The organism is Herbiconiux ginsengi (assembly GCF_900107435.1).
Taxonomy (GTDB): domain Bacteria; phylum Actinomycetota; class Actinomycetes; order Actinomycetales; family Microbacteriaceae; genus Herbiconiux; species Herbiconiux ginsengi.
Genome location: NZ_FNPZ01000002.1, coordinates 839,112 through 865,781, shown reverse-complemented (window position 1 = coordinate 865,781; position 26,670 = coordinate 839,112). Strand labels below are relative to the sequence as shown.

Here is a 26,670-nt window from a genome sequence, read left to right as displayed (position 1 = left end):
GTACCTCCGCTTCAGTCGATTATACGATCACGAGGAGTGCGCGAGCATGGCGGACACGATGACGAACAGCGGTGAACGACCCGGCGGAGTCGTCGATCTCGGCGGTCGAACGGTCTCCCGCCTCGGCTACGGCGCCATGGCCCTCGAGCGATTCGCGGGCGATACGGATGCCGGTGTGCGGCTCGTGCGCGAGGCCATCGACCTCGGCGTCGATCACCTCGACACGGCCGACTTCTACGGTGACAGCGTGTCCAATGCGATCATCCGTGCCGCCCTCCGGCCTGGCGACGACGTGGTCGTGGCCACGAAGGTGGGGGCGCTGAAGAACCCGGGCGGGCCGCTGCCCCTGCGTGCAGCGCAGCGCCCGGACGAGCTGCGTGCGGCGGTCGACGACAATCTGCGCTCGCTGGGAGTCGAGCGCCTCGACCTGGTGTATCTGCGCCGCCTCGATGTGGGGCCGGGAATCCGCGCCGAGGGTGATCAGGTCGTCGATCTCGACGATCAGCTCGCCGCGCTGATGGCGCTGCGCGACGACGGTCTCGTCGGGGCGATCGGCGTGAGCGCCGTCGACCTCGATGGCCTTCGCCGATCGCTCCCCGCCGGCGTCGTCGCCGTGCAAAACGCCTACGGGCTCGTCGCCCGCCAGTTCGAGAGCATGCTCGAGCTGAGCGCGGCCAACGGGGTCGCGTGGGTGCCGTTCTTCCCGCTGGGCTCGTCGTTCGAGGGCCTGCCGAAGGCCGCCGACCAGCCCGAGGTGCAGGCTGCGGCGACTCGACTGGGCGTCACGTCGGCGCAGATCGGGCTCGCCTGGCTGTTGCAGCACGCGCCGAACGCGCTCCTCATTCCGGGAACCGGATCGATCGCCCACCTGCGCGAGAACGTCGCCGCCGCCGACATCCTTCTCGACGAGTCCACCCTCACCACCCTCGACGCCCTCTGGGCCACTCGCTTCGCCGCCGTGACCGACCCGCAGCCGCGCTGGTCCGCCTGAAAGCCCCCATTCTGGGCCGGTGTTGATGAGCTGATCAGGGAAGCCTCGATGAATCCCGGCTCATTGCGCCGCCCGCGCGGAGAACTGACGATTAATCAGATAGCGTACTACATTGGTCCCCGTGAGGGTGGGTGTCTATGTCGATGGGTTCAATCTCTATTACGGCGCGCGCGGAGTCTGCGGTCGATCGACTGCCGGCTGGCGGTGGCTTGATCTGCGCGCACTCGCCCTGCGGTTGATCGCGTCGCATTCGGGTTGGATAGGGCCCTTCGAGACGCGGGTCGTCTACTGCACCGCGCGTATCAGTGGGGCGGGGAATGCGAGCGGTCAGCAGGATCAGGATGTCTATCTGCGGGCGCTCCGGGCGGCTGGCTCCGTTGACGAGATCGCCTTGGGCAATTGCGTCTCGCGAGTGTCCACGGCGCCTCTGGCGACGGCGGATGCGCGGGGCAGGCCTGTCATCTCTCATCCGTGCTGGCCTCTCATGGTGCAGGATGGCGCCGGCGCCCCTCGCCCCGATGCGAGGTTCATGGCATCGGTCGCGCGCCGCGAGGAGAAGGGGAGCGACGTCAACGTCGCCTCGCACCTCCTCATCGACATTCTGGAACGCCGCGTGGATGCGGCGATCGTCGTGAGCAATGACAGTGATCTCGAATTCCCCATACGGGAGGCGCGGAAACGCGTGCCTACGGGGCTCGTGAATCCGACAAAGGGATTTCCAGCAGGCCGGCTCAACGGCAATCCGGCCGAGGGTGTTGGCGGGCACTGGTGGCATCGCCTGATCGGCGAGGACCTGTCGGCGGTGCAATTGCCGCCGCGGATTGGAAAGCTCTCCCGGCCCGACGGATGGTGACGTCCGGCAGAATGCACGTAATGCGAGGAAATGTCATGCAGAGTGTGCCATACTCGATGCATACCGCTCGGTCCCTCTGGGGCCGAGTTTACTTTAACCCTGTGTTTTCCCTCCTCCAGGGCCTCGGCTGTGAAGAAGTCGAGCACGCGCGGGGTGCCGGACGTGACGATGTTCGCCGTGCCGCGCATCATCGACTTCCTCGAGCGCACGGCGCGAGCGGGCGCGTCGACCACCGAGCAGCTCGACGGGAAGGTGATCGACCCTTCCGCCTGATGCCGGGGTGTGTAGTATTACTTCACACGTACACCTGGGCCGGACAGCACAACGGTTGTGCCGCCCGCGGGTGGGAAGGCGGCACCTCGATGACGAAGATAGCTGTAGTGGGAACGGGCGCCAACGGCGCGGGAATCGGCGCCGACATGGCCCGCCACGGGCTCGATGTCACGTTCATCGAGCAGTGGCCCGCCCACGTCGAGGCCATCCGCGAGCGCGGCATCGAGGTGCGGATGCCCGACCGCACCGAGATCACCCCGGTGAAGGCCCATCACCTCTGCGATGTGGCGACCATCCGCGAGAAATTCGACCTCGTCTTCGTCGGGGTCAAGGCCTATGACACGCGCTGGGCCTGCGAACTCGTGAAGCCGCTGCTGCACGACGACAGCCTGGTGATCGGGCTGCAGAACGGCATGTCGATCGACGACATGGCCGATGTCGTCGGCGCCGGGCGCACCATCGGCGCCGTCATCGAGCTCGCCTCCAACATGTGGGAGCCCGGCATCACCAACCGCCAGAACCCGCCCGAGGAATCGTGGTTCGCCGTGGGCAGCATCTCGCCCGAGACCGAGGGCCGCGAAGAAGAGGTCGCGGCCGCCCTGCGGCACGCGGGAACGGTGGAGATCTCCGACGACATCCGCTCGTCGAAGTGGATGAAGCTCATCGTCAACGCCGCCGAGCTCGTGCCCTCCGCCCTGCTCAATCTCGAGCTGAACACCGCTGCCGAGGTGCCCGGGATGTACGACTTCATGTTGGCCTGCGGCACGGAGGCGGCCCGAGCGGCACTCGCCGACGGCAACCGGCTGCGCCCCATCTTCGGCATGGAAGGCGCCCGCCTCGACGAGCCCGACGCCTTCGCCGAGCAGCTCTTCGAGATCGTGCTCACCAGGTTCTCACTGCCCGACACGAAGACCACCTCGCTGCAGGACTGGCTGAAGGGCCGCCGCAGCGAGGTCGCCGAGATCAACGGCCTCGTGGTCGACGTGCTCGAGCGAGCCGGTCAGGATGCCCCGTTCAACCGACTCGTCGTCGATCTCGCCCGGCAGGTGGAGGCCGGCGAACTCCCGGCCGATCCCGCCAACCTCGACCTGCTGCTCAGCGGGGTGGTCGCCCGATGACCGGCCCCCGGATCGCCGTGCTCGGCGCCGGGGCGAACGGAGCCTCGATCGGCGCCGACCTGATCCGCGCCGGGCTCGACGTGACCCTGATCGAGCAGTGGCCCGAGCACGTGGCGGCCATGCGTGAGCGCGGCCTCACCGTGAACCTGCCGGACCGCTCGGAGAACACGGCCGTGCGCGTGCTCCACCTCTGCGAGGTGGCGACGCTCACCGAGCCGTTCGACGTGGTGCTCCTGCTGATGAAGGCCTACGACAGCCGCTGGGCGGCACACCTGATCGAGCCGCACCTGGCTCCCGACGGCCTGCTGGTGGGCGTGCAGAACGGCATGACCGTGGACGCGATCGCGGAGGTGGTCGGCGCGCACCGCACGCTGGGCTGCGTCATCGAGGTGTCGTCGACGATGTTCACGCCGAGCGTCGTGGAGCGGCACTCCGGCCCCGACCGTTCCTGGTTCGCGGTCGGCAGCCTCTCCGACGCCACGCGGGGCCGCGAGCGGGAGGTGGCTGATCTGCTGGCCCACGCGGGGCGGGTGGAGGTGGTCGACGACATCCGCTCGGCCAAGTGGATGAAGCTCGTCAGCAATGCGACCACCCTCGTCACCACGGCGAGCCTCGGATTGCCGATGATGGCCGCCCTCGAGCATCCCGGCATGCGCGAGCTGATGCTGCGCTCCGGCCAGGAGGCGCTCGACGTCGCCGTGGCCGCCGGCCACCGCATCATGCCCATCTTCGGCCTCGGCCACGACGACGTGAGTCGCCCCGAGACGGTCGTGGAGACCCTGCTCGACACGCTCTATCGCGGCTTCGTGCTGCCGAACACCACCACCACGATCCTGCAGGACTGGACCAAACGCCGGCACAGCGAGGTCGACGACCTGAACGGATACGTTGTCACCGAGGCGAAGCGACTCGGTCTGCAGGCTCCCGTCAACGCGGCCGTCGTGGAGGTGGCCCACCGCATCGAGCGGCACGAACTCGACCCGTCGCCCGAGAACGCGGCTCTGCTGCGCCACCTGGCCGGCGCCGGTCTCGCCGCCTGAGCGGGCATCCCGCTCGGCGACCGGCTTCGGCTCAGCGGAAGAGATCGGGATGCTTCTGCAGCTCCAGCCGCGTGCGCTGGATGTGCATCACGAGCACCCGTTCGGCGTCGTCGGCGTCCTGCCGCCGGATGCAGTCGACCAACAGGTGGTGCTCCATGTGGGTCACCCCGATCGACGGCGCACGCACGAGCATCGCGTACGCCCGCCGGTAGTGCTGGGTGGTGTTCCAGAGGCGCCGGATGAGGTCGGACAGCATCGACGGAGGAGCACCGGCGTAGGTGGCCAGGTGGAAGTCGCGGTCGGTGCGCATGAAGAAGTCGACCGAGTCGTCGGCCTCCATCGCCTCGACCATCGCCTGCAACCGGTCGATCGCCTCCCCGTCGAGATGCGGCATGCTCGTGCGCAAGAGCAACGGCTCCACGCGTTCGCGCACCTGGTAGGCCTCGATGCACTCCGCCATCGACAGTTTGGCGACCCAGGCGCCCGAATTGGCGACCAGGGTCACCAGTCCGTCGGAGTGCAGCATCCGCAGCGCCTCGCGCACCGGGATGCGGCTCGCGCCGAACTGGTCGGCGAGATCACCCTGACGGATGCGGGTGCCGGGCGCCAGCTGTCCGTCGAGGATGGCGGTGCGAAGACTGTCGGCGATGCGGTGGCTGGCCACGTTGTCGAGCGAATCGTCGATGGTCATGGGCCTCCTCGCTTCGATCCTAGTGACGGAGCCGCGCGGCGGCTCGCGGCCGGGGCGATCACTCGGCGGGCCGGGCGGGATGCCACAACAGCACCGGAGCGCCCTGCTCGTAGGCCTTGCCCTCGGGGTAGCTCACCAACTCGAACTGCATCCCCCAGGGACTGAGGAAGTACACCCAGCGCTGGCCTCGGGACGCATTGGTGCTGGCCGTCGGCTCGCCGAGCACCCGGATGCCCTCCTCGCGCAACCGGGTCACGGCGGCGTCGAGGTCGTCGACGTAGAACGCGACGTGGTGCCCTCCCACGTCGCTGTTGCGTGGTTGCGGCCTCTGGCCGGGCGCCACGGAGTACTCGAAGACCTCGAAGTTGGGTCCGGTGCCGCAGCGGTAGAACCGGATCTCCTTCACCGCCGCTCGCGGGTCGACCGCGAGGTGCTCGCGCATCCAGTCGGAGTCGTCGTGGCGCATCCCGGGCAGGGAGTACACGTGTTCGCAGCCGATGGTCTCGACGAGGAAACGATGTGCTTCGTCGAGGTCGGGCACCGTGAAGCCGAGGTGTTCGGCGCCGCGCAAGCCAGGTAGTGCCATTCAGGACTCCTTCGTCGAATGTATCCAACCAGGATAGATTAACTCGATCTCAAGGGCAATTGCGGTTGCAATGGATACATTCATGCCGTAGCGTGCTCCTCAGAGCGCACAGCAGCGCCCCACGCATTTTGCAAAGGAGCAACTCGAATGCCCCGCACCACGCGTCTGAAGCCCGGCTCACCCTGGGTGGAACTGCAGACGACCTCGGCGGATTGGAAGAACGCCGATCCCGCCCTCCTCGCCACCATGCTCGGTCAGCTGCATCTCATCCGGGCGTTCGAGGAATCCGTGCTCGAACTCGCCGGTGAAGGCCTCGTTCACGGCCCGGCGCACTCGAGCATCGGGCAGGAAGGCGGGGCGGTCGGCTCCATCGTGGGACTGCGTTCGAGCGACGGGGTGAACGGCTCGCACCGTGGCCACCACCAGTTCCTCGCCAAGGCCCTCGCCCACGTCGCCCCCGACGGGCTCGACCTCACGGCCCTCGTGACCCCCGCGGTGCAGGAGGTGCTGCAACGCACCCTGGCCGAGATCCTCGGCCTCGCGCAGGGCTACTGCCGCGGTCGCGGCGGGTCGATGCACCTGCAGTGGTTCGAGGCCGGTGCGCTCGGCACCAACGCCATCGTCGGCGGGGGAGTGCCGCTCGGCGCGGGCAACGCGTGGTCGCAGAAGCACGCCGGCACCACGGACGTCACGGTCAGCTACTTCGGCGACGGCGCCACGAACATCGGCTCGGTGCTGGAGAGCATGAACCTCACGGCCGCGTGGGATCTGCCCCTGTGCTTCTTCATCGAGAACAACCTGTATGCCGTGTCGACCCACGTCAGCGAGGTCACGAAGGAGCCCCGGCTTTCGGCTCGGGCGCTGGGCTTCGACATCCCCGCCTGGCGGGTCGACGGCATGGACCCGCTGGCCGTGCACCTCGCGATGGAACAGGCGCTCGAGCACCTGCGTTCGGGCCGTGGTCCGGTCGTGATCGAGGCCGAGGTCTACCGCTACTTCCACCAGAACGGCCCCTACCCGGGCAGCGCCTTCGGCTACCGCTCGAAGGAGGAGGAGAAGCAGTGGCGCGAGCGCGATCCGCTGCTCCGGATGGCGTCCGAGCTGACGAAGCTCGGTCTGATCGACGACGCCGGCATCGCCTCGGTGCGCGCCCAGGCGCAGGAGGCCATGCGCCTCGCGATGGCCGAACTCGTCGAGCCCGATCCTGAGGCGAAGCCCGGCATCCGCCGGATCGTGCCTGCTCTCTGGCCCGACCCCGCGTTCGTCGACGTCGGCATCCGCGGCGATCTCTCGGAGCTCGCGGGCGGCGAGGAGATCGACGAAGCCGACTACGCCGGAGGGTCGAAGCCCGGCAAGTTCATCGACGCCGTGGCGGCCGTGATGGATCGCCGCATGGGCGAGGACGACCGGATCGTGGTGCTCGGCGAAGACATCCACCGGTTGAAGGGCGGCACGAACGGAGCCACCAAGGGGCTCGCCGAGAAGTACCCGGGGCGGGTGCTCGGCACGCCGATCAGCGAGAACGCGTTCGCCGGCCTCGGTGGCGGCATCGCACTCGACGGGCGATTCCGCCCGGTGGTGGAGTTCATGTACCCCGACTTCATGTGGGTGGCCGCCGACCAGGTGTTCAACCAGATCGGCAAAGCTCGGCACATGTTCGGCGGCGAGAACCCGGTTCCCCTCGTGCTGCGCACGAAGATCGCCATGGGTTCCGGCTACGGATCGCAGCACCTGATGGACCCGGCCGGCATCTTCGCCACCAGCCCGGGGTGGCGGATCGTCGCCGCCTCGACGCCCTACGACTACATCGGCCTGATGAACACCGCGCTGGCCATGGACGACCCGGTGCTCGTGATCGAGCACGTCGACCTCTACGGCGAGTCGGGCGAGATCCCCGACGACCTCGACGTGCGCATCCCGTTCGGCACGGCGGCGATCCGCCGCACCGGCTCCGAGGTGACCGTCATCAGCTACCTCTCGATGGTGCGCCACTCGCTCGAGGCGATCGAGCAGACCGGCGTCGACGGCGAGCTGATCGACCTGCGCTTCCTCGACCGCGCCTCGATCGACTGGGACACCATCGGCGCGAGTGTGCAGAAGACCAACGCCGTGCTGATCGTGGAGCAGGGCGCCCAGGGCACCTCCTACGGCAGCTGGCTCGCCGACGAGATCCAGCGCCGCTTCTTCGACTGGCTCGATCAGCCCGTGCAGCGCGTCACCGGTTCCGAGGCGTCGCCGAGCATCTCCAAGGTGCTCGAGCGCGCCGCCATCGCCCGCACCGAAGAGGTCGTCGCAGGCCTCGAGCGCGTGCGTGCCGCATTCGGACGGGAGGCCTGAGATGGTGTCGATCGTGCGGATGCCGAGCGTGCTCGCCGGTTCCAGCGAGGCCGCGATCGCGAACTGGCTGGTGGGCCCCGGCGATTCGATCGCCGTGGGCGATCCGATCGCCGAGATCGAGACCGAGAAGGCGATCGTGGAGTACAACGCCGAGGAGGCCGGAGTGGTCGGGCGCCTGGTGCTCGACGCGGGTGCCTCGGGTGAGATCGGCGCGCCGATCGCGGTGCTGATCGCCGAGGGCGACTCCGACGCCGACATCGACGCGGCACTGGGCGGAGTGGCCGCGCCGGCTCCCGCCGAATCGGGCGCCGCTGCCGCGAGCGACCCGAGCGCGGCGTCGCCGTCGGCGCCTGAGGTGCTCGACGCGGCGGCTGGTGGGCGTGACCCGGAGTCAGCCGTGGCGGCCGGTACGCGTGACCCCGAAGCCGGCGCACCCGTGGTCGAGGCCGCGTCGGTGCAGGTCGCTCCGGCGCAGGCCGGGGCGACGGATGCCGCGGATCGCGCCGAACCGTCGGCACCCGCTCCCGAGTCCGCCACAGACGGCGAACGCCTGTTCGCGAGCCCGATCGCCCGTAAGCTCGCCCGCGAGCGGGGCGTGGACGTCGCGACCCTCACTGGCTCCGGGCCGGGCGGGCGCATCGTGCGGCGCGACGTCGAAGCCGCGCCATCCGGGAGTCTCGCGGCTCCTGTCGCCGACTCGGGAGCATCCGGTTCATCGAGCGCAGCCGCTCCGACCGCCACCACCGTTCCCGGCGCGTCGCCCGCGGCGTCACGCAGCGAGACCGGCGACCCCGAATTCGACCTCGTGCCGCATACGGGCATGCGCCGCGCCATCGCCCGACGGCTCACCGAGAGCAAGTCGACGGTGCCGCACTTCTACCTCACGACGGAGTGCCGGGTCGACGAGCTGCTCGCCCTGCGTGCGCGCATCAACGCCACGTCGCCCGTGAAGATCTCGGTCAACGACTTCGTGGTGAAGGCCGTCGCTGCAGCGTTCGCCGACGTTCCCGAGGCCAACGTCACCTGGAGCGACGAGGGCATGCGGCAGCACCGCACCGTCGACATCGCCGTGGCGGTCGCCACCGAGGGCGGTCTCGTCACTCCGGTGGTTCGGGATGTCGGCGCCGCGAGCCTCTCCCGGGTGAGCAGCGAGATCTCCGCCCTCGTGCAGAAGGCGAAAGACCGGCGGCTGAAGCAGGACGAGCTCGAGGGCGGCAGCTTCTCGGTCTCGAATCTCGGCATGTACGGCACGCTCGAGTTCTCGGCCATCCTCAACCCGCCCCAGTCGGGCATCCTCGCCGTCGGAGCGGCGAAGCCTCAACCGGTGGTCGTGGAGGGCCAGCTGGCGGTCGCGACGGTCATGCGGTGCACCCTCTCCGTCGACCATCGCGCGGTCGACGGAGCGCTCGCAGCTCGCTGGCTCGCCGCGTTCACGCAGAAGATCGAGAATCCACTCAGCATGCTCGTCTGACCAGATATTAACTGATGCTTTACATCAGCAGAGAAATGTCAACTAATAGTTGACAAAGTGGCTCAGGCTTCTCAATACTGAACAATCGGACCCCGAGATCTCGACGAGGAGAATCATGGCAGCACCAGATGGAGGAGCCCCCGCATTCGACGGGCGGCCACTCGTCTTCCGCTCGGCCACGGTCGTGACGGTCGACTCCGCGGGGGTGCTCGAGAACGCCGACGTGCTCGTGATCGACGACCTGATCGCCGCCGTCGGCTCCCGCCTCGCCGTGCCGGAGGGCACCGTGGAGATCGACGCGACCGGGGGCATCCTGATGCCCGGCATGATCGACACGCACCGCCACATGTGGCAGTCGATGATGCGCGGCTACGGTGGCGACTGGGCGCTCAGCCAGTACTTCAGCTTCTACTACCTCGACCACGGATCGGTGTTCCGGCCCGAGGACATCCACGCGGGCAACCGCCTCAGCGCCCTCGAGTCGGTGGACACCGGCGTCACCACCACCCTCGACTGGTCGCACGGCTTGCGCACCATCGAGCACGCCGAAGCGGCGGTCGACGCCCTGCGTTCCATCCCCGGCCGATTCGTGCTCGGCTACGGTGACTACCTCGGCGCACCCTGGGAGTGGTCGACGAGCGCCGACTTCCGCTCCTTCGCCGAGCGCACCTTCTCATCCGCCGACTCGATGCTGACCCTCGAGCTCGCCTTCGACGTGATCGGCCAGCAGGGCTTCCCCGAGGAAGCGGCGTTCCGCGCCGCCCGCGACCTGGGCGTGCGGGTGAGCACCCACGCCGGTGTCTGGGGAGCGACGACGGATGTCGCGATCGACCAGATGTACGCCGCCGGCGTGATGACCGACGAGGTCGACTACGTGCACTGCGCCACCCTGTCGCAGGAGAGCTACCAGAAGATCGCCGCGACCGGCGGCAGCGCCTCGGTTGCCACCGAGAGCGAGCAGAACGCGGGGCAGGGCTACCCCTCCACCTGGCAGCTGCGCAAGCACGGCATCCCGACCTCGCTGTCGATGGACACCAGCGTGTGGTGGGGCGCCGACTTCTTCTCGGCCATGCGCGCCACCCTCTCCAGCGACCGCTCGCGCGAGCACCTCGAGGCCCAGGCCCAGAACGAGACCGTGGTGGCGAACGCGCTGCGCGCCGAGGACGTGGTGCGCTACGCGACGATCGGCGGCGCCCGCGCGATCGGCAAAGAGGACAGCCTCGGCTCGATCGCGGTCGGCAAGAAGGCCGATCTCGTGCTGGTGAAGAACGACGAGTCGCCCGCCATGACGCCGATCCTCAACCCCTGGGCGCACCTGGTGTTCCAGGCCGGAACCGCCGACATCCACACGGTGGTGATCGACGGGCGCGTGGTCAAGTACGCGGGCGAGCGGATCGGCCTGCCGCTCGCGCCGGTGCGCGACGAGGTGGCCGCGAGCGTCGAGCACGTGCGCCGCAGCATCGGCGAGGAGGCCTGGACCGAGGGGATGCATCCCGCCCTGCCGGCCGCTGAAGACATCCCGAACCCCTACCGCTACGCCGAGTGGGACGGAACCGAGCAGAAGGTGACGGCTCAAGCATGAGCGGATCGACGAGCGAGACGATGAGCGGCACGATGACGGCCGCGGTGTTCCGCGGCGCGCACGACGTGTCGGTCGAGTCCCGCGCCGTCCCCGTACCGGGGCCCGGCGAGGTGCTGCTCCGCGTGAGCGCCTCGGGCATCTGCGGCACCGACTCGGCCGAGTACGCCAGCGGTCCGCACCTCGCTCCGCGCGAAGCCGACGGCACGGCGCGCGAGCTCGTGCTCGGACACGAGTTCGTGGGCACCGTGGTCGAGCGCGGCCCGGGCGTCGAGGGCTTCCCGATCGGTGCGGTCGCCGTCTGCGGCGCCGGCATCTCCTGCGGCCGATGCGTGATGTGCCGGGCCGGCCGCACCAACGTCTGCCGCTCCTACCACTCGCTCGGTCTGCAGAACGACGGGGGACTGGCGCAGTTCGTCGCCGCGCCCGCGGCCATCCTCTACGACGCCTCCGGGTCGGGGCTCAGCGCCGACACCCTCGCTCTGGCCCAGCCGATGGCCGTGGCGGTGCACGCCGTGCGGCGGAGCGCGCTGCACGCCGGCCAGGACGCCGTGGTGATCGGCGCCGGCGGCATCGGTGCGTTCCTCGGCTACGTCGCCGCCGCCACCGGCGCCCGCGTGCTCGTGCTCGACCTCGATCCGGCGCGGCTCGACCTGGCCGAGCGCCTCGGCGCTTCGCACACCGCCCTTGCGTCGGGCGCCCCGCTCGGTGAGCTGCTCGAGACGCTCGGCTACGAGCCCGAGGTGTTCTTCGAAGTGAGCGGATCGCGGCAGGGGCTCGAGTCGATCTTCGCGGCCGCTGCGCCCGGCGCCGTGATCGTGCCCGTCGGCATCCAGAAGGGCCGCACCGAGCTCGACCTGGCACGCTTCACCCTGGCGGAGTTCACCCTGGTGGGAACCGTGGCGCACGTGGTGGCCGACGACCTGCCCGAGGCCGTGCGGCTGCTCGGTGCCCGGGCCGAGGGCTGGAACGACATCGCCGCCGAAGTGCTTCCTCTCGCGCAGCTGGTGGAGCGCGGCCTCGAACCGCTCGCCGCCGGCCGGTCGACCCAGATCAAGACCCTGATCGACCCGTGGATCGACGCGCCGCGGCCTGCCCGGCACGAGTTGCAGGAGGCACTCCGATGAGCGCGCGCATCCTGATCCGCAACGCCTCGGTCGCCACGGGCGATGCCTCGATCGGCGATCTCGAGCGCGCCGACATCCTGGTCGACGACGGCCGGATCGCCGCCGTCGCGCCCGACCTCGGCGACCTCGACGCCGACATCATCGACGCGACCGAGATGATCGCGATGCCCGGGATGATCGACACCCACCGCCACACCTGGCAGACGGCCCTGCGCGGCACCCTCGCCGACGGCAACATCCCCGACTATCTGCGCGGCATCCGGTTGCAGATGGCCATCCGCTATCGGCCCGAGGACATGTACGCCGGCAACTACGCGGGCGCCCTCGACGCCCTCAACTGCGGCATCACCTCGGTGGTCGACTACTGCCACAACATCCTCGACCCCGAGTGCGCCCACGGTGCCGTGAACGGGCTGCTGGACGCCGGCATCCGCGGGCTCTACGGGCACGGGATGACCCCGGTCACCTCGAACACCTGGTCGGAGAGCGAAGGCGGCCGGGAGGGCGAGGTCGACCCGGCCGAGTTCGAGCCGCGCGCTCGGCTGGCCCGCGAGATCAAGGAACAGTACTTCCGCGACGAGTCGCAGCCGCTGCGCTTCGGCCTGGTGCCGCAGGAGCTGCCGATCGCTCCGGTGGCCGACGTGGCCGCCGAGTTCCGGCTCGCGCGCGAACTCGGCGCCCGGATGACCATGCACGCGAACCAGCTCGCGGTGCGGCAGCTCTTCCAAGACGTGAAGGTGCTGCACGACCACGACCTGCTCGGGCCCGACCTGCTGCTCGTGCACTGCTCGTTCAACACGCCCGAGGAGTGGGAGCTGCTGCGCGGCACGGGCACCACCGTCTCGGTCTGCGCCGAGACCGAGATGCAGATGGGCATGGGTTTCCCGGTCATCCGCGAAGCCACCGAATTCACCCCCGGACCGAGTCTCGGCATCGACTGCGTGAGCGGCGATTCCGGCGACATGCTCTCGCACGCCCGGCTGGTGCTGCAGGCCACACGCTGGCGCGACGACAGCGCCGGCTACGAGAAGCTCGTCGCCCCGCAGACCATGCGCTGGACCACGAAGGACGCGCTCTCCTGGATCACCCGCAACGGCGCCGTCGCGGCCGGCATCGGCGACCAGGTCGGGTCGCTCACGCCCGGCAAGCAGGCCGACATCGTGCTGCTCGACATGAGCGGCATCAGCCAGGCCGGCTGGAACCGCCGCGACCCCACGGGCGCCGCGATCGCGCAGACCAACTCGGGCAACGTCGACACCGTTCTCCTCGGCGGCCGGGTCGTCAAGCGCGGCGGCCGGCTGGTGCACGTCGACGTGGATGCCGCCCTCCGGCTGCTCCGCGAATCGCACGACTATCTCTACGAGCAGATGGACCGCCACGGCGGCTTCATCCCGCAGCCGCCCGTCGACATCCCCCTCTACCGCGAACGCGCGTGACCGCGTCGCCCTCCACCCGACAATTCCGCCCCACCCCCTGAAGGAGCCGAACCCCATGACCGACAAGACCGACATCCTCATCACCGGCGGCACGGTGCTCACCGGCCGCGCCGGCGACCCCGCCGTGGTGAGCGATGTCCTCATCCGCGACGGCATCGTGGCCGCCATCGGACCGAACCTCGACGCACCCGGCGCCGAGGTCATCGACGCCACCGACAGCATCGTGATGCCCGGCTTCGTCGACACCCACCGCCACACCTGGCAGGCCATCGTGCGCAACGTCGCCTCGGACTGGTCGCTCGACGAGTACATGGCGGGCCTGCACGTCGGACTGAGCCGTCACTTCCGCCCCGAAGACACCTACGTCAGCAACTACCTGGGCGGTCTCGAGGCGCTCGACTCGGGCATCACCACTCTCGTCGACTGGTCGCACAACCTGCGCACCGAGCAGCACACCGACGCCGCCATCGCGGCGCTCGAAGACACCGGGATGCGCGCGGTCTTCGCCCACGGCGGGGGAGCGGCGCAGTGGGGTGGCGAGATGCCCTCACCGGTCGTGCACCCGCGCGAAGACGCCACTCGCCTGCGCGAGGGCAAGTTCGCCACGAACGACGGCCTCGTCACGATGGCGCTCGCCCTGCGCGGCCCGCAGTTCACCACCCGCGAGGTGAACCGCGAGGACTACCGGCTGGCCAAAGACCTCGACCTCCGCGTTACCGTGCACGTCGGCGACGGTCACTGGGGCAAGATGCGGCCGATCATCATGCTGCAGGAGGACGGCCTGCTCTCCGACACCACCACCTATGTGCACTGCACCACGCTGAGCGACGAGGAGCTGCGGATCATCGCGGCGACCGGCGGGTCGGCATCCGTGGCTCCGGATGTGGAGGCCCAGATGGGCCACGGCTACCCGGCCACCGGGCGCCTGCTCGCGGCCGGCGTGCGGCCCTCCTTCTCGATCGACGTCTGCAGCTCGAACGGCGGCGACATGTTCGGCACGATGCGCACCGCCATCGGGCTGCAGCGCGCGGCCGACAACAAGGAGCTCGTCGACGCGGGAGCGGTGATCGAGCGCATCGGGCTGGAGTGCCAGGACGTCATCCAGTTCGCGACCCTCGACGGCGCGACCGCCGCCGGGCTCGGCACGCTCACCGGATCGCTCGAGGTCGGCAAGGCGGCCGACGTGATCGTCGTCGACGGCACCACCCTCGCGATGTCGCCCCTCAACAACCCGTTCGGCAGCATCGTCTACAACGCCCATCCCGGCCTCGTGCGCGACGTCGTGGTCGACGGCGTGGTGCGCAAGCGCGACGGCCGACTCGTTGGTGTCGACCAGAAGAAGCTCCGCGACGACGCAGCGGATGCGCGCGACTACATCCTGTCGCAGATGCCGACGGCGTCGGTCGACGGAGCCTGGCACCCGCACGTGGTGCACGCATGACCGTGGAATCCGCGCCGAAAGCCCAGACCGGACACGAGCGACCCGGCATCAAGCCCGTCTCGCTCTGGGCGCGCGTCGCCTCCTGGCCGGCGGCGCGGGCGCTGCTCGCCGTGGTGGTGCTGTTCGCCATCAGTCCGTTGATCGCGCCCGGGAGCGTCTCGGCCACCGCGATGTCGTCGATGCTGCCGTTCGCGGCGCTCACCGCCGTGGTAGCGGTGGGGCAGACCCTCGTCATCCAGCAGGGCGGCCTGGATCTCTCGGTTCCGGGCGCCATCACGCTCGGTGCCCTGATCGTGGCGAAATTCGGCGGCCCGGATCAGCTGGGACTGGGAGCGGCGATCGTCGTCGCCATCCTCGTGCCGGCAGCCTTCGGGCTGGTGAGCGGTCTCGTGATCGCCTTCTTCGGTCTGCCGCCGCTCGTGGTCACGATCGCGAGCAACGCCCTGATGGTCGGCACCGTGCAGGCTGTCTCGGGCGGCTACGGCGGGCAGGTGGTGGCGTCGCTGGCCGGCTTCTCGATCTCGCGTTGGTTGGGCATCCCGGTGCTCGTGGTCATCGCCACCATCGTGGTGCTGGTGGTGCACGTGGTGCTGAAGGCCCTGCGGGCCGGCCGGCGCTTCGAGCTCGTCGGGGCCAACCCGCGGGCGGCGAGCATCATCGGCCTCCGCACGAACGGCTACGTGGTCGCGGCGTACACGCTCTCCGCGTTGCTCGCTGCCGCCTGCGGCGTGCTGCTGGCGGGCCTGCTCCGCTCACCCACCCTCACCGCCGGCGACGCCTACCTGCTGCCCTCGATCGCCGCCGTCGTGCTCGGCGGCACCGCCCTCACCGGCGGCAAGGGCAGCGTGATCGGCACCGCGCTCGGCGCCCTCTTCCTCGGTCAGCTCGGCCAGCTCGTGCAGACCTTCACCCAGACCACGGCCGCCCAGAACATCATCCAGGCCGTGATCATCGCCGTCGGAATCGTCGTGCAACTCAAGCTCGGCGGAAACACCTCGCGCCTGAAGGCCATGGTGCACCGCCGCAAGACCCCTGCCCACCCCACCGCACTCAACGAGGAGTCATCCTGATGAAAAAACCCGCAACACGCTCCCGCACCACCATCGCCGTCGGCGGCATCGCCGCGGCGTCGGCACTCGCCCTCCTGCTCGGCGGATGCTCGTCGACCAACGCGAGCGGAGGCGGCTCGACCTCGGCCGGCGCCGACATCGCGGTCGGCACCACCGGCACGATGGACCAGTTCGCCGACATCTCGAGCATCTGTCCGCAAGACGGCGAGATCACCCTCGGCGTGGTCGACGGCTTCGGCACCAACTCGTGGTCGAAGACCGTGCGCGCCGAGATCGAGGCCGAGGCCGCGAAGTGCCCGGCCATCACGTCGATCGACTACGAAGCCGGCCGCGGCGACCTGCAGGCCACCACCGCCGCCATCACCAGCATGGCGGCCAAGGGCACCGACATCGTGCTCGTCATCCCGGATGCGGGCCCCGGCGAAGCGCACCTGTCGGCTCTCCGCAGCGCGGTGCAGTCGGGATCGACCGTGGTCGCGTTCGCCTCCGACCCCGAGGGCACGGCCGGCTCCGACTACCTCGACTACACCGACTGGTCGCCCCAGTTCAGCGGCAAGTCGTGGGCCCAGTGGGTCGTCGACCAGCTCGGCGACGCAGGCGGCAACGTCGTGTTCCTCGGCGGACCGGCCGGTAGCGCCGTCTCGTCGCAGGAGCTCGAGGGCATCAAGGAAGTGCTCGCCGACAACCCCCAGGTGAAGCTCCTCACCGACGAGCCGGTCACCACGAACTGGGACCCGGCGCAGGCGCAGCAGGCCATGAGCGGACTGCTCTCGCAGTACCCGCAGATCGACGCCGTGATCTCCGACTACGGAGCCTCGACCGACGGTGTCATCCGCGCCTACGAGGCGGCCGGTATCTCGCTGCCTCCCATCGCCACCACCGACCAGAACAGCCTGAGCTGCGGCTTCGAGGCGCTGAAGGCGGCGAACCCGTCGTACGAGCTCGCCACCGTGTCGTCGCGCACCTGGGTCGGCCGGGTCGCCCTGCGTAAGGCGCTCGCCTCCGTCGCGGGAACCTCCGACACCGAGCCCTCGATCTACGACCTCTCGCTGGCCGAGGACTCCACCGGCAAGACCGACGGCGCCAAGTCGCCCTCGGATGTCTGCCAGCAGGGTGCGCCGGATGACGGCTCCCCGTCGTCGCTGCTCACCGCCGACGAGGTCAAGAAGGCGTTCTCCAGCTGATGAACGAGACAGTCGACCAGCCCGTGCCGCTCCTCACGCTCTCGGGCATCGGGAAGCAGTACCCGGGTGTCCGTGCCCTCGACGACGTCGACGTCACGGTCTACGCGGGCGAGGTGCATGCGATCCTCGGCGAGAACGGAGCCGGCAAATCGACGCTGGTCGGCATCGCCGCCGGGTCGGTCGTTCCCAACACCGGAACGATCGACCTGGGCGGCGAACCCCGCCCCCGCATGCACCCCCGCGAGGCCCGTGAACGCGGTCTCGCCATCGTCTACCAGGTTCCTGCACTCGCGCCGTCACTGACGGTCGTCGACGCCATGCTCCTGCTGCTGCCGGACTCCGTGCGCCCGCCCCGGCGCGCCGCCACCACCTGGACGGCCGAGCTGTTCGCCCGGCTCGGCCTCGAGGTCGACGTGCGGCAGCGCGTCTCGGCGCTGTCGCAGCGCGAAGCGCACCTCGTGGAGATCGCGGCCGCCCTCGCCTCCGAGCCGAAGGTGCTGGTGCTCGACGAGCCCACCGAGGCGCTCGGCGCCGACGAGACCGAATGGCTCTTCGGGCAGGTGCGGGGCCTCCTGGCCACCGGCTCGGCCGTGGTCTACATCACGCACCGCATTCCCGAGGTGATGGAGATCGCCGAACGGATGACGGTGCTCCGCGACGGCCGCGTGGTCGGCCGCGGCCGTGTCTCCGACTACGACGCCGACGAGATCGTCGAGCTCATCGTCGGCCGGTCGCTCGAGACCACGTTCCCCGACAAGCCCGATGGTGGCGATCGCCCCCTGGTGCTCGCCGCATCCGGTTATTCCGGGCGCGCGTTCCGCGACGTCGACTTCACCGCCCGCGGGGGCGAGATCGTCGGTCTCGCCGGAGTCGAGGGCAACGGGCAGCGCGAGTTCATGAAGGCTCTGGCCGGCGTCGCCCGCGGCACGGGTTCGTTGACGCTGGCCGGGCGTGACGTGAGCGGCCTCACCTCGAAGCGTGCGGCTGCGGCCGGCATCGTGTACCTCCCGGGCGACCGCCTCGGCGAGGCGATGTTCGGCCAGCTGAGCGTGCGCGAGAACGTGATCGCCCCGAACATCTCGTTGGCCATGCCGGCCGGCGTCGTGTCGCCCCGCACCGAGAACGCCCTGGTGCACGAGGCCATCGGCGGCCTCGCCGTGAAGACTCCCACGCTCGAGACCCCGATCACCTCGCTCTCCGGCGGAAGCCAGCAGAAGGTGCTGCTCGCCCGGGCTCGCCTCGGCAGCCCGGCCGTGCTGCTCGTCGAAGACCCCACCCAGGGCGTCGACGCCGGCGCGCGTGTGGAGATCTACGCCTTCCTGCGCGCGATGGCCGACGACGGGATGGCCGTCGTCATCCTCTCCACCGACGCCGTCGAGCTCGAAGGGCTCTGCGACCGCGTCGTGGTGTTCTCCCGCGGCCGGGTGCAAGCTGAACTCGAGGGCGACACCCTCACCGAACGGCGGATCACCGGCGCGGCCGTGCTCTCGACCGAGACCTCGATCAATGACGACGCGGATGCGGGCGAGCTGACGTCGAAGAAGGGCCTCCCGTTCTACCAGCGCGGCGAGGTGCAGACCGTCTCGCTCCTCATCATCACCTTCGCCCTGGTGTTCGTGACCGCCGGCGTCGCGCCGTCGTTCCTCAGCCCGCTGAGCATCGGCCAGCTGCTCGCGGCCGCGGCCATCCTGATCCTGGTCGGGCTGGCCCAGCTCGCCGTGGTGATCACCGGTGGCATCGACCTGTCGATCGGCTCGGTGGTGGCGCTCTCGGCGGTGATCGTGTCGTTCTTCGGCGGGGGAGGGCCGGGCCTCTTGGTGGTCGGTATCGCGATCGCCATCGTGGCCGGCGTCGTGGTGGGCCTGATCAACGGATTGCTCGTCACCCGACTCGGGATGCCTCCGGTCATCGCCACCCTGGTGTCGTCGATCGCGGTGCTCGGCACCGCCCAGTTGCTGCGGCCGAAGCCCGGTGGGCAGGCGAGCGCCGATCTCATGACGGCTCTCGGAACCGCCGTCGCCGGCATCCCGCTGGTGCTCGTGGTCGCCGTGGTGATCGCGGTGCTGCTCTGGCTCGGTCTCAACAACACGGCCGTCGGCCGCGGCTTCCGGGCCGCCGGATCGGATGCCGTGAAGGCGAACCGGATGGGCGTCGACGTGCCGCGGATGCGCCTGCTCGCCACCGTCGCATCCGGGGTGCTGGCCTCCATCGCGGGGGTCGTGCTCTTCACGAAGACCGGCATCGGCGACGCGGGCGTGGGCCAGGCGCTCACCCTCACCTCGGTGACCGCGATCGTCATCGCCGGTGTGAGCATCTTCGGCGGCTCGGGATCGGCGCTCGCCGTCGCGGCGGCCGCCATCCTGCTGCAGACCATCACGAGTTCGCTGCCGTTCCTCAACGTCGACCTCTCGTGGCAGTACTGGCTGCAGGGCATCTTCGTGCTGGTGGCCGCCGTGCTGCCGATGGCGGTGCGGCTGCGCCGGCGGCGGAGGATTCCGCGATGACCGTCGAGGCTGGCGCAGGCGGCGCGGCGACCGCCGTCGAGACGGAGGTGCTCCGCCTCGACGCCGAGCGCTACCGGGCCTTCCTGAACGCCGACGTCGAGACCCTGCGGGAACTCCTCGACGATCGGCTCGGCTACGGCCACTCGAACACGCTGCGCGACGGCAAGGCTGCCGTGCTCGAGAAGCTCGGCAGCGGCACCCTGCGCTACTCCCGGCTCGACCACGACGTGCACGAGGTGGTGGTCGCGGGTGCCGACACGGTTCTGGTGGTCGGCGGCATGAGCGCCGCGGCCGTGTCGGCCGGCACTCCGCTCGAACTCGAGAGCGTCACGTTGTCGGTGTGGGCGCGCGACCCCGCCAGCGGTCGCTGGAGGCTTATCGCATTCCAGCCGACACCGCGCCCGAAGGGCTGACCGCACGTCGCGGCCACGGAGCGGGGGTGGGGAACTACAGGGGATCCCCACCCCTCTGAACGATCACGGCAGTTCCTGGCCGGAGAATCACGGTCACGGTCTACCCTGGAGAGCGGAAATGCGCGATGACGAGGGGTGACATGGCACGAGCTGGCTCCCCGCGGGAGCGTCTGGTCGACGCGGTGCGGGACAACGGTGCGCCCGGCATGGGAGCCGCCATCCGGCAGGCCCGCACGGCCGAAGGCATCTCGCTGCGCGAGCTCGGCCGGCGCGTGGGCGTCTCGGCGAGTTTCATCTCGCAGGTGGAACTGGGTCGCGCGACGCCCTCGATCGGAACGCTCTACACGATCGTCTCCGAACTCGATCTCTCGCTCGACTCCCTGCTCGCCACCGCCGTCACCGGGGTGCCGTTGGAGTCCGGCGCTCCGACCGGCGAGGCCGCGGCAGCGCCCGTCGGGGAACGGCTGACCACGGTCGGCATCCCGGGGCTGCAGCGCGCGGGCACCGCGCCCGACATCCGGGTCGACGGCGTGCGCTGGGAGCGCCTGACCGTGCAGGACGACCCGCTGGTCGAATACCTGCGCGTCACCTACGCCGCCGGCAGCGAGTCCAACTCCGTCGAGAACATGATGCGGCACGCCGGCTGGGAGTACTTGCACGTGCTGACCGGGCAGATGGATCTGCAGGTCGGCTTCGACAAAGACACCCTGCAGCCGGGCGACAGCCTCTCGTTCGACTCCACCATCCCGCACCGCATCAGCAATCCCTACACCCAGGACTGCGTCTCGATCTGGGCCGTGGTGGGTCGCCACGGGTTCGCGCACCCGCGCGAGATCGCCGAGCAGGTGGCGCGGCTCGGCCGCCACTCCGGGGGCGAGGGCTTCGGCTACGGCAGCCACTACGGCGCCACCGGGGAGTGAGCCGGTGGCGCCTCAGCGCTCGCTGTGCTGTGCGGCCAGCCCGCGGGTGACCTCGGCGATGGCCGACCAGTCCGCGTCGCCGAGTTCGGCTCCGATCGCCGCTTCGAACATCGTGCGGAGCGTCGGCACGGTGGGCAGCACCACGTCGTAGTCCGCGGCGGCGGATTCGACCAGGGACAGGTCTTTCAGGCCCAGCCCGACCGTGAACCCGGGCGGGCTGTATCGCCGTTCGGCGATCAGCCGGCCGTAGCCGGTGTAGGCCGTGCCGGTGTAGGCGGTGTCGGTGAGGATGTCGACGAAGACCGACGGGTCGATGCCCGCGGCCTCCACCAGCGTCACGGATTCGGCGAGGGCCTGCAGGGTGTGGATGAGGTTGAAGTTCACCCCGATCTTCACGACGCTGGCGGCCGCGACATCGTCGCCGAGGTACCAGGTGCGCTTGCCGATGCTCTGGAGCACCGGTTCCACCCGTTTCAGTGCCTGCTCCGGCCCGGCGGCCACGAGGTTGAGGGCGCCGGCGGCGGCCACCTCCGCGCGGCCGAGCACGGGAACGGCCAGATAGTCGATCCCGCGCATCCGGTGCGCCGAGGCGAGCCGGCGCGTGGCGGCCACGCTGAGCGAGGCGAGGTTCACGTGCGCCGCGCCCTCGGGGGCGGCGCTCAGCACGTCGTCGGTGAACAGGCTCTCGGCGGCCGCGTCGTCGGCCACCATCGAGAACACCGTGCCGATCCGGAACGCCTCGGCCACCGAGCCGAGCGGGATGGCGCCGAGGGCGCGCATCCGCTCCACCGGCTCGGGCGACCGGTTCCAGACGTGCACCTCGTGGCCGGTCTCGATGAGGCGCGACACCGTCGCGCTGCCCATCGTGCCGAGTCCGACGAACGCGACCGCCGGCATCAGGATGCGTCCGGCCGGTTCAGGTGCGACTGGCTGCTGCGCAGCGGATTGAGCGGACCGTTGATGGTGAAGTAACGGTTGCCGCCCGCGACCAGCAGATCCTCGGCGGGGAACTTCGTGATGACCTCGCAGCCGGTCTCGGTCACCACCACCTCCTCCTCGATGCGGGCCGCGCCGATGCCGTCGGCCGACGGCCAGTAGGTCTCGAGCGCGAACACCATGCCCGCCTGCAGCACCTCCGGGTGGTCGAAGGAGACCAGGCGCGAGAAGATCGGCTTCTCCCAGATGGAGAGCCCCACGCCGTGGCCGTACTGCAGGGCGAACGCCGCCTCCTCGTCGGGGAAACCGAACTCCTGAGCCGTCGGCCAGACCGCCACGATGTCGGCCGTGGTGGCGCCGGGGCGCACCAGGTCGATCGCGTTGTCCATGTACTCGCGAGCCCGCACGTAGGCATCCCGCTGCGCACGGCTCGCCGAGCCCACCGCGAAGGTGCGGTAGTAGCACGTGCGGTAGCCGTTGAAGCTGTGCAGGATGTCGAAGAAGGCCGGGTCGCCGGGGCGGATGATGCGGTCGGAGTAGACATGCGGATGCGGGGAGCAGCGCTCGCCGGAGATGGCGTTGACGCCCTCGACGTACTCGGAGCCGAGGTCGTAGAGCGTCTTGGCGACGAGGCCGACCGTCTCGTTCTCGCGCACGCCCGGGCGCAGGAACTCGTAGAGGTTCTCGTAGGCGGCATCGACCATCGACGCCGACTGGGTGAGCAGCGTGATCTCGTCCTGCGTCTTGATGCGCCGGGCTTCCATGAACACCTGCTGGCCGTCGACCACCGTGATGCCCGCGCGCTGCAGGGCGAACAGGATGGGCAGCTCGATCACGTCGACGCCGAGCGGCTCGTTGAGGAGGCCGAACTTCTCGAGCTCCCGCCGGATCTTCGCCGCCACCTCGTCGGCGATCCCCGCTTCGGGGTGGAAAGCGCCGCGGAGGGTGGAGATGCCCGCGCGGGCGCCGCTCTCGGCGCGGGGCCGGGTGGCGCCGTGGTGCGGGGAGTGCGGGTCGGCATCCATCTCGGAGTGCGTGACGTCGAGCCAGGGGTTGTGCAGCTTGTGGTGCTTCGCGGCCGAGCCGAAGTCCCAGGAGATGGGGTCGGAGTTGCGGGTGAGCAGGGAGAAGCGGATCAGCTTGTCCATCGCCCAGGTGCCGATGTGGGTGGCCGTCATGTAACGGATGTTCGAGAAGTCGAAGGCGAGCACCGCCCCGAGGTCGGAGGCGTTCAACTGGGCTCGGAGCCGGCCGAGCCGTTCTTCGCGGAGGCGATCGAAATCGGTTCGCGCCTCCCAGTCGACTGCCATCGTGCCGGTGGTCGCTGTGCTGATCACGTCAGCCCTCCTCAAACGTCGCTGTTTCACCTGTGGCTTTACAGGTGTGTACCAATACTACACACCCTTCGGGGGGCGAATACGAGAGCATGGACGGATGACCGCAACACTCGTCGCCAAAGGCCTGGCCGGCGGCCACGACCACCGCACCCTGTTCTCCGGGCTCGACCTCGTGGTCGCGCCCGGCGACGTCGTGGGCGTGGTGGGCGCCAACGGAGCGGGCAAGTCGACGCTCTTGCGCATCCTGGCCGGGATCGACGCTCCGATGGAGGGGCGCGTCGACCTCGCGCCCGCCGACGCGTTCATCGGATGGCTGCCTCAAGAGCACGAGCGGGTGCCCGGCGAGACCGTGGCCGCCTATGTCGGGCGGCGCACCGGCACGACGCTCGCCACGGCCGAGATGGATGCCGCGGCCGAGGCTCTGGGCGCCACCGAACCCGTGGCCGCCGGAGCCCCCGACCCCGCCGACGTCTACTCCACCGCCCTCGACCGCTGGCTCGCCAGCGGTGCCGCCGACCTCGAGGAGCGCCTCCCGGTCGTGCTGGCCGAACTCGGGCTGGGCGTGGCATCCGACGCTCTCATGACCTCGCTCTCAGGTGGGCAGGCCGCTCGCGTGGGACTGGCCGCGCTGCTGCTCTCGCGCTTCGACATCGTGCTGCTCGACGAGCCCACCAACGACCTCGACCTCGACGGGCTCGAGCGGCTCGAGGGATTCATCCGGGGGTTGCGCGGTGGGGTGGTGCTCGTGAGCCACGACCGCGAGTTCCTCGCCCGCAGCGTCACCCGCGTGCTCGAACTCGATCTCGCGCAGGGCACGAATCGCGTCTACGGGGGCGGCTACGACTCCTATCTCGAGGAGCGCGAAACGGCACGGCGGCACGCGCGCGAGGAATACGACGAGTTCGCCGAGAAGAAGGCGGATCTCGTGGCACGGGCACGCACGCAGCGCGAGTGGTCGAGCCAGGGCGTGCGCAACGCGATCAAGAAGGCGCCCGACAACGACAAGATCCGGCGCAAGGCCTCGGCCGAGTCCAGCGAGAAGCAGGCGCAGAAGGTGCGGCAGATGGAGAGCCGCATCGCGCGGCTCGACGAGGTGGAGGAGCCGCGTAAGGAGTGGCAGCTGCAGTTCACCATCGGGTCGGCCCCGCGGTCGTCGTCGGTGGTGTCGACGCTGTCACAGGCCGTGGTCTCGTTGGGTGACTTCACGCTCGGACCGGTGTCGCTGCAGGTGGATGCGGGCGACCGGATCGGCATCACGGGGCCCAACGGCGCCGGCAAGTCGACCCTGCTGCGGCTTCTGCTGGGGCGGGTGTCGCCGACCTCGGGGAGGGCGAGTCTCGGAGCATCCGTCGCCATCGGCGAGATCGACCAGGCGCGGGCCGTGCTGGCGGGTGCCGCCACTCTCACCGACAGCTTCGAGGCGCAGGTTCCGGACTGGCCCGTCGCGGAGGTGCGCACCTTGCTCGCGAAGTTCGGTCTGAAGGCCGATCACGTGGGCCGGCCCGTCGACGAGCTCTCGCCGGGGGAGCGCACCCGAGCCGGGCTCGCGCTGCTGCAGGCGCGGGGCGTGAATCTGCTCGTACTCGACGAGCCCACCAACCACCTCGACCTGGTGGCGATCGAACAGCTCGAAGAGGCGCTGGAGTCGTACACGGGCACGCTGCTGCTCGTGACGCACGACCGGCGGATGCTCTCCACGGTGGCGCTGAACCGCCACTGGCACGTCGATGCCGGGCACGTCACGGAGGGCTGAGCCGGTGGGGCGGACGGGTGAGCAGCAGGCTTCGGCGAACCTGACCTGGCTGCCGGTGGGCGCCGGAGGTCACGTCGTCGTGCACACCAGCCGCTGGTGGGAGCTCTACCGCGCACGACGGGAGCACCGGGCGCCGTGCCCGCTGTTCCACGCCGCACTCGATGTCGTCGCGGGTGAGCGGCGACACCTCGTCGAGATGGCGCCGGCGTGGAACGTGCCGGCCGGAGAGCGCGGAGTGGTGGCCACCGGAGCGGTCGGCCTGCGCCTGCTCGGACGGTCGCGGTTCTTCCGCTACGAGGTGCGGTGCTGGGCCGACGGCATCCTCCCCGATCGTCGCTTCGCCGTGGGCGAGGTGGTGCGATTCCCGCTCCGCCCGTCGGCTGCAGAGGCGCTGATCGAACGCGTCGCGGATGTCCCCACGCCCGTCTGGGGTCGTGCGGCCTTCGGCAGCGACATGTGGAACTCGAACTCCCTCATCTCCTGGTTGCTGCAGACCTCGGGGATCGACGCCGCCGCGGTGGTGCCGCCCCGCGGTGGGCGGGCACCCGGGTGGGATGCCGGCATCGCGGCGGCCCGCTTGCGCGCCTAGGCGACGTGTCGGTCGTCGGTCGCGAGGGCCCCGGCGCTACGCGTCGTGGGGCGGGAGGCCGTCGGCGAGGTCGGCGAGCTCGGCCCAGACCTCCTCGGGAACCGATGCCGCGGCCGTCGCGTCGGTGACCGCCTGCGTCCACCGGTCGAGCGAGGAGGCGCCGACGATGGTGGTGTGCACCCGCGGATCGCGCAGGCTGAAGCCCAGTGCCAGGGCGCCCATCGCCAAGCCGTGGCGCTCCGCGATCTCTCGCAGGCGGGAGAGTGCCGCCGCCCGCGCGGCGCTGATCGGGCGGTAGCCGTAACGGCCCGCCAATCCCGGCTCCCCGGTGAGCACTCCGCCGCCGTACGGCGCGGCGTTCGCGACGCCCACGTTGCGGTCGGCCGCCGCGTCGAGAAGGGGCGCCGCGGAACGGTCGAGCAGGGTGAAGCGGTTGTGGGTGACCAGCGCGTCGAAGAGGTCGGTCTCGATGAACCGCAGCAGCATGTCCACCGGTCCGCCCGAGATGCCGATCGCTGTGGCGAGCCCCTGTTCCTTCATCTGCACCAGCGCGTCCACCGCTCCGCCGGGTTCCATCACGGTCTCGAACCCCACGACCTCGGGATCGTGCAGGTAGAGCACGTCGACGCGGTCGAGACCGAGCCGGTCGAGCGATTCCTCGAGCGAGCGGCGCATCCGACGGCCGCTGAAGTCGTCGGTGACGGTGTCGCGATCGAGCTTGGTCTGCACGACGAGACCGGGCGCCACGCCGCCGGCCTGCGCCAGCGCACGCCCGACGAAGAGTTCGGAGAGGTGTCCGGCATCCGTCGCCCCGTACATGTTGGAGGTGTCGAGGAGGTCGGTCTCGAGTGCGCCGGCGAAGAAGGCGTGCGCCACCTCGAGGATGCGGGCATCGCGCTCGTCGCCCGATTCGCCCGCGCGCACCCGACCCCAGGAGGAGGTGCCCAGGGCGAGCGGGGTGACGTCGAATCCGGTGCGTCCGAACGGCCGGGTCTGGCGGAGATCAGTCATGGTCTCCACG

At 70.0% G+C, this 26,670-nt stretch carries 23 protein-coding genes; 18 read left to right on the top strand and 5 right to left on the bottom strand.

All coding sequences use genetic code 11. From position 1 onward, the window contains the following. The first annotated feature begins 46 nt into the window (after window positions 1-46). The 5 genes from BLW00_RS12370 to BLW00_RS12355 all read left to right on the top strand — a co-directional run bounded on the left by BLW00_RS12370 (window position 47) and on the right by BLW00_RS12355 (window position 4,275). Complete coding sequence (locus BLW00_RS12370) at window positions 47-991, top strand: aldo/keto reductase (RefSeq protein ID WP_245741543.1); 945 nt, start codon at window positions 47-49, stop codon at window positions 989-991. A 127-nt stretch (window positions 992-1,118) separates the two neighbouring features. After that, a complete protein-coding gene (locus tag BLW00_RS12365; RefSeq protein WP_245741542.1) occupies window positions 1,119-1,844 on the top strand; it encodes a PIN domain-containing protein in 726 nt (241 codons plus the stop codon). A gap of 129 nt (window positions 1,845-1,973) precedes the next feature. Further along, window positions 1,974-2,117, top strand: a complete 144-nt coding sequence (locus BLW00_RS23445) for a hypothetical protein (RefSeq protein ID WP_175494238.1) — start codon at window positions 1,974-1,976, stop codon at window positions 2,115-2,117. 89 nt (window positions 2,118-2,206) lie between these two features. Then, a complete protein-coding gene (locus BLW00_RS12360; protein WP_092554415.1) occupies window positions 2,207-3,235 on the top strand; it encodes a ketopantoate reductase family protein in 1,029 nt (342 codons plus the stop codon). Then, on the top strand, window positions 3,232-4,275 hold the full coding sequence (locus BLW00_RS12355; protein ID WP_092554412.1) for a ketopantoate reductase family protein: 1,044 nt from the start codon (window positions 3,232-3,234) through the stop codon (window positions 4,273-4,275). The genes BLW00_RS12360 and BLW00_RS12355 overlap by 4 nt, the downstream gene beginning before the upstream one ends. Window positions 4,276-4,306: 31 nt before the next feature. On the opposite strand, the gene BLW00_RS12350 is transcribed toward BLW00_RS12355, so the two are convergent. Then, window positions 4,307-4,966 (bottom strand): GntR family transcriptional regulator, encoded by a 660-nt coding sequence (locus BLW00_RS12350; RefSeq protein WP_092554409.1) that lies wholly within the window; start codon window positions 4,964-4,966, stop codon window positions 4,307-4,309. Window positions 4,967-5,024: 58 nt separating this feature from the next. Continuing rightward, a complete protein-coding gene (locus tag BLW00_RS12345) occupies window positions 5,025-5,552 on the bottom strand; it encodes a VOC family protein (RefSeq protein ID WP_092554406.1) in 528 nt (175 codons plus the stop codon). A gap of 147 nt (window positions 5,553-5,699) precedes the next feature. Here BLW00_RS12345 and BLW00_RS12340 point away from each other — a divergent pair, with 147 nt between their 5' ends. The 11 genes from BLW00_RS12340 to BLW00_RS12290 all read left to right on the top strand — a co-directional run bounded on the left by BLW00_RS12340 (window position 5,700) and on the right by BLW00_RS12290 (window position 21,034). Next, window positions 5,700-7,889 carry an alpha-ketoacid dehydrogenase subunit alpha/beta gene (locus tag BLW00_RS12340; protein WP_092554403.1) on the top strand — a complete coding sequence of 730 codons (2,190 nt, stop codon included), beginning with the start codon at window positions 5,700-5,702 and terminating at the stop codon, window positions 7,887-7,889. 1 nt (window position 7,890) lies between these two features. Beyond that, window positions 7,891-9,360: a 2-oxo acid dehydrogenase subunit E2 gene (locus BLW00_RS12335; protein ID WP_092554400.1), complete on the top strand. Its 1,470-nt coding sequence runs from the start codon at window positions 7,891-7,893 to the stop codon at window positions 9,358-9,360. Between the two features lie 115 nt (window positions 9,361-9,475). After that, window positions 9,476-10,942, top strand: a complete 1,467-nt coding sequence (locus tag BLW00_RS12330; RefSeq protein WP_092554397.1) for an amidohydrolase family protein — start codon at window positions 9,476-9,478, stop codon at window positions 10,940-10,942. Next, window positions 10,939-12,066, top strand: coding sequence for a zinc-dependent alcohol dehydrogenase (locus tag BLW00_RS12325; RefSeq protein ID WP_092554394.1), 1,128 nt, complete (start codon window positions 10,939-10,941; stop codon window positions 12,064-12,066). The genes BLW00_RS12330 and BLW00_RS12325 overlap by 4 nt, the downstream gene beginning before the upstream one ends. Then, entirely contained in the window at window positions 12,063-13,502 is a 1,440-nt protein-coding gene (locus BLW00_RS12320; protein WP_092554391.1) for an amidohydrolase family protein, read from the top strand. Before BLW00_RS12325 ends, BLW00_RS12320 begins: the two co-directional genes overlap by 4 nt. Window positions 13,503-13,557: 55 nt before the next feature. Then, complete coding sequence (locus tag BLW00_RS12315) at window positions 13,558-14,943, top strand: amidohydrolase family protein (protein WP_092554388.1); 1,386 nt, start codon at window positions 13,558-13,560, stop codon at window positions 14,941-14,943. Next, window positions 14,940-16,013 (top strand): ABC transporter permease, encoded by a 1,074-nt coding sequence (locus tag BLW00_RS12310; RefSeq protein WP_092554385.1) that lies wholly within the window; start codon window positions 14,940-14,942, stop codon window positions 16,011-16,013. Before BLW00_RS12315 ends, BLW00_RS12310 begins: the two co-directional genes overlap by 4 nt. Beyond that, complete coding sequence (locus BLW00_RS12305; protein ID WP_092554382.1) at window positions 16,013-17,197, top strand: substrate-binding domain-containing protein; 1,185 nt, start codon at window positions 16,013-16,015, stop codon at window positions 17,195-17,197. Before BLW00_RS12310 ends, BLW00_RS12305 begins: the two co-directional genes overlap by 1 nt. Next, window positions 17,197-19,701 carry an ATP-binding cassette domain-containing protein gene (locus BLW00_RS12300; protein WP_092554379.1) on the top strand — a complete coding sequence of 835 codons (2,505 nt, stop codon included), beginning with the start codon at window positions 17,197-17,199 and terminating at the stop codon, window positions 19,699-19,701. The genes BLW00_RS12305 and BLW00_RS12300 overlap by 1 nt, the downstream gene beginning before the upstream one ends. Further along, entirely contained in the window at window positions 19,698-20,114 is a 417-nt protein-coding gene (locus BLW00_RS12295; RefSeq protein WP_092554374.1) for a nuclear transport factor 2 family protein, read from the top strand. The genes BLW00_RS12300 and BLW00_RS12295 overlap by 4 nt, the downstream gene beginning before the upstream one ends. A 140-nt stretch (window positions 20,115-20,254) precedes the next feature. Further along, complete coding sequence (locus BLW00_RS12290; RefSeq protein WP_092554371.1) at window positions 20,255-21,034, top strand: helix-turn-helix domain-containing protein; 780 nt, start codon at window positions 20,255-20,257, stop codon at window positions 21,032-21,034. 12 nt (window positions 21,035-21,046) lie between these two features. Here BLW00_RS12290 and BLW00_RS12285 read toward each other — a convergent pair whose 3' ends face one another. Then, window positions 21,047-21,931: an NAD(P)-dependent oxidoreductase gene (locus BLW00_RS12285; RefSeq protein WP_092554368.1), complete on the bottom strand. Its 885-nt coding sequence runs from the start codon at window positions 21,929-21,931 to the stop codon at window positions 21,047-21,049. After that, window positions 21,931-23,307, bottom strand: coding sequence for a M24 family metallopeptidase (locus tag BLW00_RS12280; RefSeq protein ID WP_245741541.1), 1,377 nt, complete (start codon window positions 23,305-23,307; stop codon window positions 21,931-21,933). Before BLW00_RS12280 ends, BLW00_RS12285 begins: the two co-directional genes overlap by 1 nt. 97 nt (window positions 23,308-23,404) lie before the next feature. Here BLW00_RS12280 and BLW00_RS12275 point away from each other — a divergent pair, with 97 nt between their 5' ends. After that, on the top strand, window positions 23,405-25,060 hold the full coding sequence (locus BLW00_RS12275; RefSeq protein ID WP_092554365.1) for an ABC-F family ATP-binding cassette domain-containing protein: 1,656 nt from the start codon (window positions 23,405-23,407) through the stop codon (window positions 25,058-25,060). A 4-nt stretch (window positions 25,061-25,064) separates the two neighbouring features. After that, the gene (locus tag BLW00_RS12270) at window positions 25,065-25,649 is read left to right on the top strand and encodes a hypothetical protein (RefSeq protein ID WP_092554362.1); all 585 of its coding nucleotides are present in this window, start codon (window positions 25,065-25,067) and stop codon (window positions 25,647-25,649) included. A 36-nt stretch (window positions 25,650-25,685) separates the two neighbouring features. Here BLW00_RS12270 and BLW00_RS12265 read toward each other — a convergent pair whose 3' ends face one another. Further along, complete coding sequence (locus BLW00_RS12265; protein ID WP_092554359.1) at window positions 25,686-26,660, bottom strand: aldo/keto reductase; 975 nt, start codon at window positions 26,658-26,660, stop codon at window positions 25,686-25,688. Window positions 26,661-26,670 lie beyond the last annotated feature (10 nt).

Excerpts from the sequence above, each read along its gene's own strand:
- BLW00_RS12370 (WP_245741543.1), top strand. The coding sequence starts at position 47 with ATGGCGGACACGATGACGAACAGCGGTGAACGACCCGGCGGAGTCGTC.
- BLW00_RS12360 (WP_092554415.1), top strand. The coding sequence starts at position 2,207 with ATGACGAAGATAGCTGTAGTGGGAACGGGCGCCAACGGCGCGGGAATC.
- BLW00_RS12355 (WP_092554412.1), top strand. The coding sequence starts at position 3,232 with ATGACCGGCCCCCGGATCGCCGTGCTCGGCGCCGGGGCGAACGGAGCC.
- BLW00_RS12350 (WP_092554409.1), bottom strand. The coding sequence starts at position 4,966 with ATGACCATCGACGATTCGCTCGACAACGTGGCCAGCCACCGCATCGCC.
- BLW00_RS12345 (WP_092554406.1), bottom strand. The coding sequence starts at position 5,552 with ATGGCACTACCTGGCTTGCGCGGCGCCGAACACCTCGGCTTCACGGTG.
- BLW00_RS12340 (WP_092554403.1), top strand. The coding sequence starts at position 5,700 with ATGCCCCGCACCACGCGTCTGAAGCCCGGCTCACCCTGGGTGGAACTG.
- BLW00_RS12335 (WP_092554400.1), top strand. The coding sequence starts at position 7,891 with ATGGTGTCGATCGTGCGGATGCCGAGCGTGCTCGCCGGTTCCAGCGAG.
- BLW00_RS12330 (WP_092554397.1), top strand. The coding sequence starts at position 9,476 with ATGGCAGCACCAGATGGAGGAGCCCCCGCATTCGACGGGCGGCCACTC.
- BLW00_RS12325 (WP_092554394.1), top strand. The coding sequence starts at position 10,939 with ATGAGCGGATCGACGAGCGAGACGATGAGCGGCACGATGACGGCCGCG.
- BLW00_RS12320 (WP_092554391.1), top strand. The coding sequence starts at position 12,063 with ATGAGCGCGCGCATCCTGATCCGCAACGCCTCGGTCGCCACGGGCGAT.
- BLW00_RS12315 (WP_092554388.1), top strand. The coding sequence starts at position 13,558 with ATGACCGACAAGACCGACATCCTCATCACCGGCGGCACGGTGCTCACC.
- BLW00_RS12310 (WP_092554385.1), top strand. The coding sequence starts at position 14,940 with ATGACCGTGGAATCCGCGCCGAAAGCCCAGACCGGACACGAGCGACCC.
- BLW00_RS12305 (WP_092554382.1), top strand. The coding sequence starts at position 16,013 with ATGAAAAAACCCGCAACACGCTCCCGCACCACCATCGCCGTCGGCGGC.
- BLW00_RS12300 (WP_092554379.1), top strand. The coding sequence starts at position 17,197 with ATGAACGAGACAGTCGACCAGCCCGTGCCGCTCCTCACGCTCTCGGGC.
- BLW00_RS12295 (WP_092554374.1), top strand. The coding sequence starts at position 19,698 with ATGACCGTCGAGGCTGGCGCAGGCGGCGCGGCGACCGCCGTCGAGACG.
- BLW00_RS12290 (WP_092554371.1), top strand. The coding sequence starts at position 20,255 with ATGGCACGAGCTGGCTCCCCGCGGGAGCGTCTGGTCGACGCGGTGCGG.
- BLW00_RS12285 (WP_092554368.1), bottom strand. The coding sequence starts at position 21,931 with ATGCCGGCGGTCGCGTTCGTCGGACTCGGCACGATGGGCAGCGCGACG.
- BLW00_RS12275 (WP_092554365.1), top strand. The coding sequence starts at position 23,405 with ATGACCGCAACACTCGTCGCCAAAGGCCTGGCCGGCGGCCACGACCAC.
- BLW00_RS12265 (WP_092554359.1), bottom strand. The coding sequence starts at position 26,660 with ATGACTGATCTCCGCCAGACCCGGCCGTTCGGACGCACCGGATTCGAC.